The sequence below is a fragment of the Paenibacillus sp. OT2-17 genome (assembly GCF_009827695.1).
In the GTDB taxonomy this organism is placed as follows: Bacteria; Bacillota; Bacilli; order Paenibacillales; family Paenibacillaceae; genus Paenibacillus; species Paenibacillus polymyxa_B.
This window is the reverse complement of record NZ_WUDQ01000210.1, coordinates 1-5894: the sequence shown is the minus strand read 5'-3', so window position 1 is coordinate 5894 and position 5894 is coordinate 1. Positions and strand designations below refer to the sequence as shown.

The following is a 5894-nucleotide window of genomic DNA, read 5'->3' as shown; positions in this document are numbered from 1 at the left end:
AGTAAACCGTGCGGGAGAATACATCGGCTACCTGATTATCGGCTCAGACTCCAATGGCGCATATCAACTCAACGAATACGGGAATGGTCCGGGCGGGCCTTATAGTATGGCTGTACTTCGTCAATCCCTGGTGTTGCTCACAGATACTGATCTTTCATCTATCGACAAGCTGCAAATCACACCTATGTATGAGGAACCGCTACTAGCCTACTGGCTGGTGCGTTCCTCTACAGGCAGCGAAATATGTATTGATGCTGTGACTGGTGATCCGTTACCTGTAGAAGTGGCAGATGAGAGTTGGAAACATAAGCTCCAGAACAACGCATTCTCTTCATCTGTACCCTTTTTGAAAACAAAGGCGCAAGTGGTTACGGTCTCGTCTGCTCCTTTTGATCCCTATGACGATCTGGGTTGGCTTCAACCCAAGCAAAAACTTTCTGTCCGTAACACAGCCCAATTTATGGATACACTGAGTATTTCACCGCGTATTATATTTTCTGCCACAGGTATCAATTTTGCCTTTGGAGGTCCCTTATCCATTAGTGGGTATCAGTCCTGGATATCCCCAGATCATCCGTCCCAACCCAATTTATATGCGTTAACCTACCATCATGGACTGTCCCGATTTGTACCCTTAAAACAGTTATTGTCAGCTGGTGAATTTTTTCGTTTGGACTCTTAGTTATTAAGAAACACGCAAAATGATTCGGAATGATCCCTACAACACAAAAAGAGACCTCAAATGGCATCCCCTATGCCTCTTGTGGTCTCTTTGGCGAGTTTAATGTCGCTCTCTTCGTTCTCTGCGTGTGGATTTCATCCACATTTTCAGAGCCAGAGGCAACATGCCAAACCATTTGCTCACCCACGGCTCTCTGGCTTGTTTTTGACTGCGTCGAACATCACGCGGCGTTTCCATATAGCGAACAATTCGCTGCGTAATATACGTCACCAGTTCGTCACTCTTCGCCATCCTCCATGACCTCCTCTATTCTGCCCCTATCATGTCCATTCACATTGCTTGGAAATATCGGATTTACACGTTAGGTGCAGATACAACTAGCTTGCTCATTTTCCAAAAGGTCTAACCCCTGTGGGAATAACTATGCATGGTTTCCCTTAAATGGAACATACTATCTTCAACATAACGGTTACCTCAAGGTTAATTGTTATGTTTGAAGGCAGCTAAGCTGCTTTAGGTTTGATGTCTGTTATGCATGGTTTTTCAGTAAACAATCAATTCGTCCACTGGAGGAATAGAACGTGCGGAATAAAAAGTTAAACAAGATATGGCTGACAGGGCTGGGGTTGAGTCTATGCATCCTTTGCAGTGCTGTATTTGCCCCATTTACCTATACAGCTGCTCAGCCCAACGAGAAAAGTAGCGAACCGAACAAGTATACAGAGGGTCCATCCAACGTACATTCGTCCTATCACGCTTTTGCCAAGCCCGTTGTCCTGATTGATGTAGGCCATGGCGGTGTGGATGGTGGAACAAGTCACAAAGGGCTTTTGGAAAAAGATATCAATCTCGCCATTGCTCAAAAGCTGTACTTGATCTTACGCTCCCAGGGTTACCCTGCTGTCCTGAATCGGGACAAGGACTACGCACTGAGTGACGATAACCGTTGGTTGCAGTCCAAATCCCGGCACCTTAAAGACCTGGCTCAACGTAAAAGTCTAACAGAACAACTGCCCACCGCTTTGGTTGTAAGCCTGCATGTCAATTGGACCAAACGTACCGAAAAACGTGGACCCATTGTGCTGTATCAGGATGAAGGCAGCAGCTATCTGTTGGCTGAACGGATTCAGCATTCATTAAACCGCTTATTTTGCATGAATAGAGAAACAGTGTACGGAAAACCCTTTTATCTTCTGAATAAAATCCAGCATCCCGCTGTAATTGTGGAAACCGGATTTATCAGTAACGAACAGGACAGAGCCATGCTTTCCGGGGATCGCGGTCAAAAAAGCATTGCTGAAGCTGTTGCCGAAGGCATTATTGCGCATCTGACGGCATGGTAGTGTTGGTGGCTGGGTCTCCAGTCCATCCCCATACAGCACGCACCAAATCGCTAATACCCACAAATTTGGCGTGCTCCTTTAGCTTGGGAACCGATGAATGAAGAGCCGAGGATGTATACATGCCAGACACGCCAACGTGCCCAATCGTTACGCATGTATCGTGCTCGTCCAGCCACTCAACCACTTTTGTAAGTTGCCGATTCACATGAGCGAGTGTATGGACATCATCCAGGAAAACATCATTGCGTACCGGTGGCATTCCCTTTTTAGCGGCAAGTTCAGGTACCACTGACCAATAATTAGTACGGCTGTCGACAAAAAATAGTCCATGCTCCTTACAAACATCAAGAACAATAGACATAATGCGTTTATCCGAAGTGACCTTGGAACCCATGTGGTTGTTCATTCCTATCGCATAAGGAACATCCTTTATGGCTGCTGTCACCTTAGCGCGTACTTCTTCATCCGTCATATTTGCCTTAATTGCTCCGGGTCCAAGCCATTCGGGCTTTCCCTGCTTTGGTTCCATTGGAAGATGGACGATGACATCATGACCACGCTTATGCGCTTCCATAGCGTCCTGCTTGGTTGTAGGCAGGAAAGGCATCACAGCAACGGTAATCTTAACGGGTAAATTTAAAATTTGCTCAGTCCCTTTCATATTATTTCCCAGATCGTCGATAATGACGGCAACCATCTTTTGCGGCACGTCCTGTTTGTCTAATGCTTTTGCAACACCAGTACTACAGACCATGAATAACATGCATACCGAAATACAGAGTACTACGGTTCTCCGTATTTTAGAGCTTGAATGGAATACAGGTACATAAGCTGGCTCTTTCCGGCCGCGAGATGCCTTTAAAGCCTTTTTTATTATGTTTCTCATGTGTAGCTTCCGTCGTGTACTCATTGCGGGTCAGCCTCCTTCTCTGTCCCTTCATTGTGTGAGTAACCTCGTCTAAATATGTATAAGGCAGATCCATGGAATACTCCCTGATCTGCCTTATCGTGCGTAGAAACGTATATTAAAGCCGCTTACCAGTTCTTATCAATAAATTCATCACGGCCTGATTGGGCCCGATCTTCCTTATAGTGCTTCACGTTTTTCTTGTGGTAATCCTGATGATAATCCTCTGCCGGATAAAAAATAGAAGCAGGAAGAATCTCCGTTACAATTGGCTTATCAAAACGTCCACTTTGTACCAACTGCTCCTTGGACTGTTGCGCAAGCTCACGTTGCTGCTCTGTATGATAAAAAATTGCGGGTCTATACTGTGTACCCCGGTCCTGGAATTGACCTTCCCCGTCGGTAGGATCTGTTTGCGGCCAATATAATTCGAGCAGCTTTTCATAAGGAAACAGCTCAGGCTCAAAAGTAATCTGCACCACCTCGTAGTGACCAGTAGTTCCTGTTTTAACCTGCTCGTAGGTGGGATCGGGACTTGTTCCTCCAGTGTATCCTGACACAATGCCATGAATGCCCGGCTGCTCTTCAAATGGAGTCACCATACACCAGAAGCATCCACCTGCAAAAGTCGCTTTCTCCATCTTACATCCAACCTTTCAATAACTTCATCATAAAGTGCGTTATTTTCTATCATATCTTAAAAGATAACCTTATAAAAGAATTGTTTATGAACTTGAGGAGATTGCAAAATCCCACCTAAAAGAAATCAAGTAATTTGTCAGAATCCTTTATGGAAATCCATAGTTTGCGTGAAGACAAGAAACTTGTTCAGCTTAAACTATGAGCAATTCCTCAGAAATATAAGAAAAAGGTCTCTAAAACTGCTACGAGAGCAATTCTATAGACCTTTTCTAATGGATGCGGTCGAGAGGACTCGAACCTCCACGGGGGTTAGCCCACACGGACCTGAATCTTGTATCCGATTCGGAACCAAGCGGAATCTAAGTCAATGGAACGGAATTGAGAAACCGTCAAAACCCTTGTGAAATCAGGGTTTTTGACGGTTTTTTCGTTCAAATCCAAGCGCCGCAAGGGGCTCCCGGCAATGCCGTAAAATGCGGCCGATTTTGGACGTTTGAGAGAACTCGGAGAGAACAACGAAAACCAGCCCACTCCCTACCATTGACAAATTAACGAAGAGGCCGCTTCGGGGAGGATTAATATGAGACACGCAACGACGATCACCGTCGCTAATCAAAAAGGCGGCACTGGCAAAACGACCACCGCCTACAATTTGGCTTACGCCTTATCCCATGAAGAAAAAAAAGGTTCTGCTGGTGGATTTCGACCCGCAGGGTAATCTGACCTTATGTTTCGGCATCGAGCAACCCGACAAGTTGAACGTTAGTATGTTCAACATCATGAACGCCGTCATGGAAGATGAGCCTCTCCCCGCCCCTGACCAATACCCTTCATTCCCAAGGGAACTTTGACCTCATCCCGGGCAATCCCAGCTGCGTTCAGACAAATCACATCTTGGCCGGACGACCAGCTCTGCCTTGGTCAGACTGCCCGGCTCGACCATGCTGAGACCGCAGCAGCTCGCCTTATATAGCCTCCCAAAAAAGAACGTCCCTTCTGCCAACCGGCACAAGGGACGTTCTTCGTCTCATTACACAAGTATGGAATTAATGCCCCATCATCATGGCAGTATCATTTAACTGTCAATTTTGTAGAGCTTAGCGAGCCCGCCTTCTGCAGTCTCACGGTAACGGCTACTCATGTCCAAGCCTGTTTCATACATGGTCTGTACAACCAGATCAAAAGATATCTTACGGGTATTCGACAAGAAATTTGCCAGGCTCAGCGCATTGATTGCCCGCATGGCACCCACGGCATTCCGCTCGATGCAAGGAATCTGAACCAGTCCGTTAATAGGATCACAGGTCAACCCCAAATGGTGCTCCAAGGCAACCTCCGCTGCATACTCAATTTGATCGATCCCCATATCTGACATGTCTGCCAGTGCAGCCGAGGCCATAGAGCAAGCAGTGCCAACCTCCCCCTGGCAGCCGCATTGAGCACCGCTGATGGAGGCATTCTGCTTGACCAGGTTGCCAATGAGCCCGCCTACGGCCAGAGCCCGGAGGACCTTCTCGTCCGGGACCTGTTTCTTTTGCTGCATATAAAGGAGTGCGGCCGGCATGACACCGCTGGCTCCACAGGTCGGGGCCGTTACGATTGCACCGGCGGCGGCATTTTGTTCGCTGACGGCGAACGCATATGCGCTGACGATCCTGTTCTCCCGCGTCTCCGGGCTCTCATCAATATGCCGTTATACAGAAGTTGCGCCTTGCGTTCGACCTGGAGACCGCCTTCCAGAATACCGGTGACTGAAATCCCTTCGTTGACCGAACGCTTCATCGCTTCCCAAATCCCATTGAGAAAATCCCATATCTGTTTGCCTTCACACTGCTCGACGTAATCGCTTAGGCGGATATGATTCGCTTTACAAATTTTACTGATTTCTGCAAAGCTGTTCTCTGGGTAGACATCGGGCGCCAGCATCTCCTCCCGTCCCTCAATAACGATGTCCCCGCCGCCGATACTTAAAGCACGCATGGATGTGGTTTGCCGCCCGTCTTTATAAGCGATAAAATCAACGGTATTGGGATGCGGCAGAGTAAAATCTGCGTGTGGAACAAATTCAATCTCCGTTGGAACGGGTGACAGTGCTCTAATAATGGCTTTGTCTGTCATATGTCCTTTGCCTGTTTTGGCAAGGGAACCATAAATCAGTGCCTTGAATCGTTCGGCATCCTCATTTTCTGATTTGAAGATTCTGGCGGCTTTCTCCGGCCCCATGGTATGGGAGCTGGATGGTCCCACTGCCAACCTTATAGAGTTCTGTCAACGATTTCATAGCACCCTTACACCCTTTCTGACTATTAGTCATTCCTCT

General features: G+C 47.2%; 9 protein-coding genes. 4 read left to right on the top strand and 5 right to left on the bottom strand.

The window, feature by feature from the left end; all coding sequences use genetic code 11:
- On the top strand, nt 1-682 hold a 682-nt coding region (locus GRP75_RS17530; protein ID WP_160789925.1), incomplete at its 5' end, for a hypothetical protein.
- Between the two features lie 99 nt (nt 683-781).
- On the opposite strand, the gene GRP75_RS17525 is transcribed toward GRP75_RS17530, so the two are convergent.
- Nucleotides 782-973, bottom strand: a complete 192-nt coding sequence (locus GRP75_RS17525) for a YqzE family protein (protein ID WP_023988052.1) — start codon at nt 971-973, stop codon at nt 782-784.
- Nucleotides 974-1263: 290 nt separating this feature from the next.
- Here GRP75_RS17525 and GRP75_RS17520 point away from each other — a divergent pair, with 290 nt between their 5' ends.
- Complete coding sequence (locus GRP75_RS17520) at nt 1264-2025, top strand: N-acetylmuramoyl-L-alanine amidase (RefSeq protein ID WP_160789924.1); 762 nt, start codon at nt 1264-1266, stop codon at nt 2023-2025.
- Here GRP75_RS17520 and GRP75_RS17515 read toward each other — a convergent pair.
- The gene (locus GRP75_RS17515) at nt 2000-2935 is read right to left on the bottom strand and encodes a divergent polysaccharide deacetylase family protein (protein ID WP_053325173.1); all 936 of its coding nucleotides are present in this window, start codon (nt 2933-2935) and stop codon (nt 2000-2002) included. The two genes, GRP75_RS17520 and GRP75_RS17515, sit on opposite strands and share 26 nt — an antisense overlap.
- A gap of 125 nt (nt 2936-3060) precedes the next feature.
- The gene (gene msrA / locus GRP75_RS17510; protein WP_160789923.1) at nt 3061-3573 is read right to left on the bottom strand and encodes a peptide-methionine (S)-S-oxide reductase MsrA; all 513 of its coding nucleotides are present in this window, start codon (nt 3571-3573) and stop codon (nt 3061-3063) included.
- Nucleotides 3574-4154: 581 nt separating this feature from the next.
- Between msrA and GRP75_RS29835 the strand changes: the two genes are divergently transcribed.
- Both GRP75_RS29835 and GRP75_RS17505 read left to right on the top strand, forming a co-directional pair.
- Entirely contained in the window at nt 4155-4292 is a 138-nt protein-coding gene (locus GRP75_RS29835) for a ParA family protein (RefSeq protein WP_237449086.1), read from the top strand.
- Nucleotides 4246-4425, top strand: a complete 180-nt coding sequence (locus GRP75_RS17505; RefSeq protein WP_237449085.1) for a ParA family protein — start codon at nt 4246-4248, stop codon at nt 4423-4425. The genes GRP75_RS29835 and GRP75_RS17505 overlap by 47 nt, the downstream gene beginning before the upstream one ends.
- A 224-nt stretch (nt 4426-4649) precedes the next feature.
- On the opposite strand, the gene GRP75_RS29830 is transcribed toward GRP75_RS17505, so the two are convergent.
- Both GRP75_RS29830 and GRP75_RS29825 read right to left on the bottom strand, forming a co-directional pair.
- Nucleotides 4650-5174, bottom strand: coding sequence for an L-serine ammonia-lyase, iron-sulfur-dependent, subunit alpha (locus GRP75_RS29830; RefSeq protein ID WP_337194236.1), 525 nt, complete (start codon nt 5172-5174; stop codon nt 4650-4652).
- The gene (locus tag GRP75_RS29825; protein WP_337194235.1) at nt 5168-5821 is read right to left on the bottom strand and encodes a serine dehydratase beta chain; all 654 of its coding nucleotides are present in this window, start codon (nt 5819-5821) and stop codon (nt 5168-5170) included. Before GRP75_RS29825 ends, GRP75_RS29830 begins: the two co-directional genes overlap by 7 nt.
- Nucleotides 5822-5894 lie beyond the last annotated feature (73 nt).

Coding starts and splice junctions, on each gene's coding strand:
- GRP75_RS17525 (WP_023988052.1), bottom strand. CDS start 973: ATGGCGAAGAGTGACGAACTGGTGACGTATATTACGCAGCGAATTGTT.
- msrA (WP_160789923.1), bottom strand. CDS start 3,573: ATGGAGAAAGCGACTTTTGCAGGTGGATGCTTCTGGTGTATGGTGACT.
- GRP75_RS17505 (WP_237449085.1), top strand. CDS start 4,246: ATGAAGAAAAAAAAGGTTCTGCTGGTGGATTTCGACCCGCAGGGTAAT.
- GRP75_RS17515 (WP_053325173.1), bottom strand. CDS start 2,935: ATGAGTACACGACGGAAGCTACACATGAGAAACATAATAAAAAAGGCT.
- GRP75_RS29835 (WP_237449086.1), top strand. CDS start 4,155: ATGAGACACGCAACGACGATCACCGTCGCTAATCAAAAAGGCGGCACT.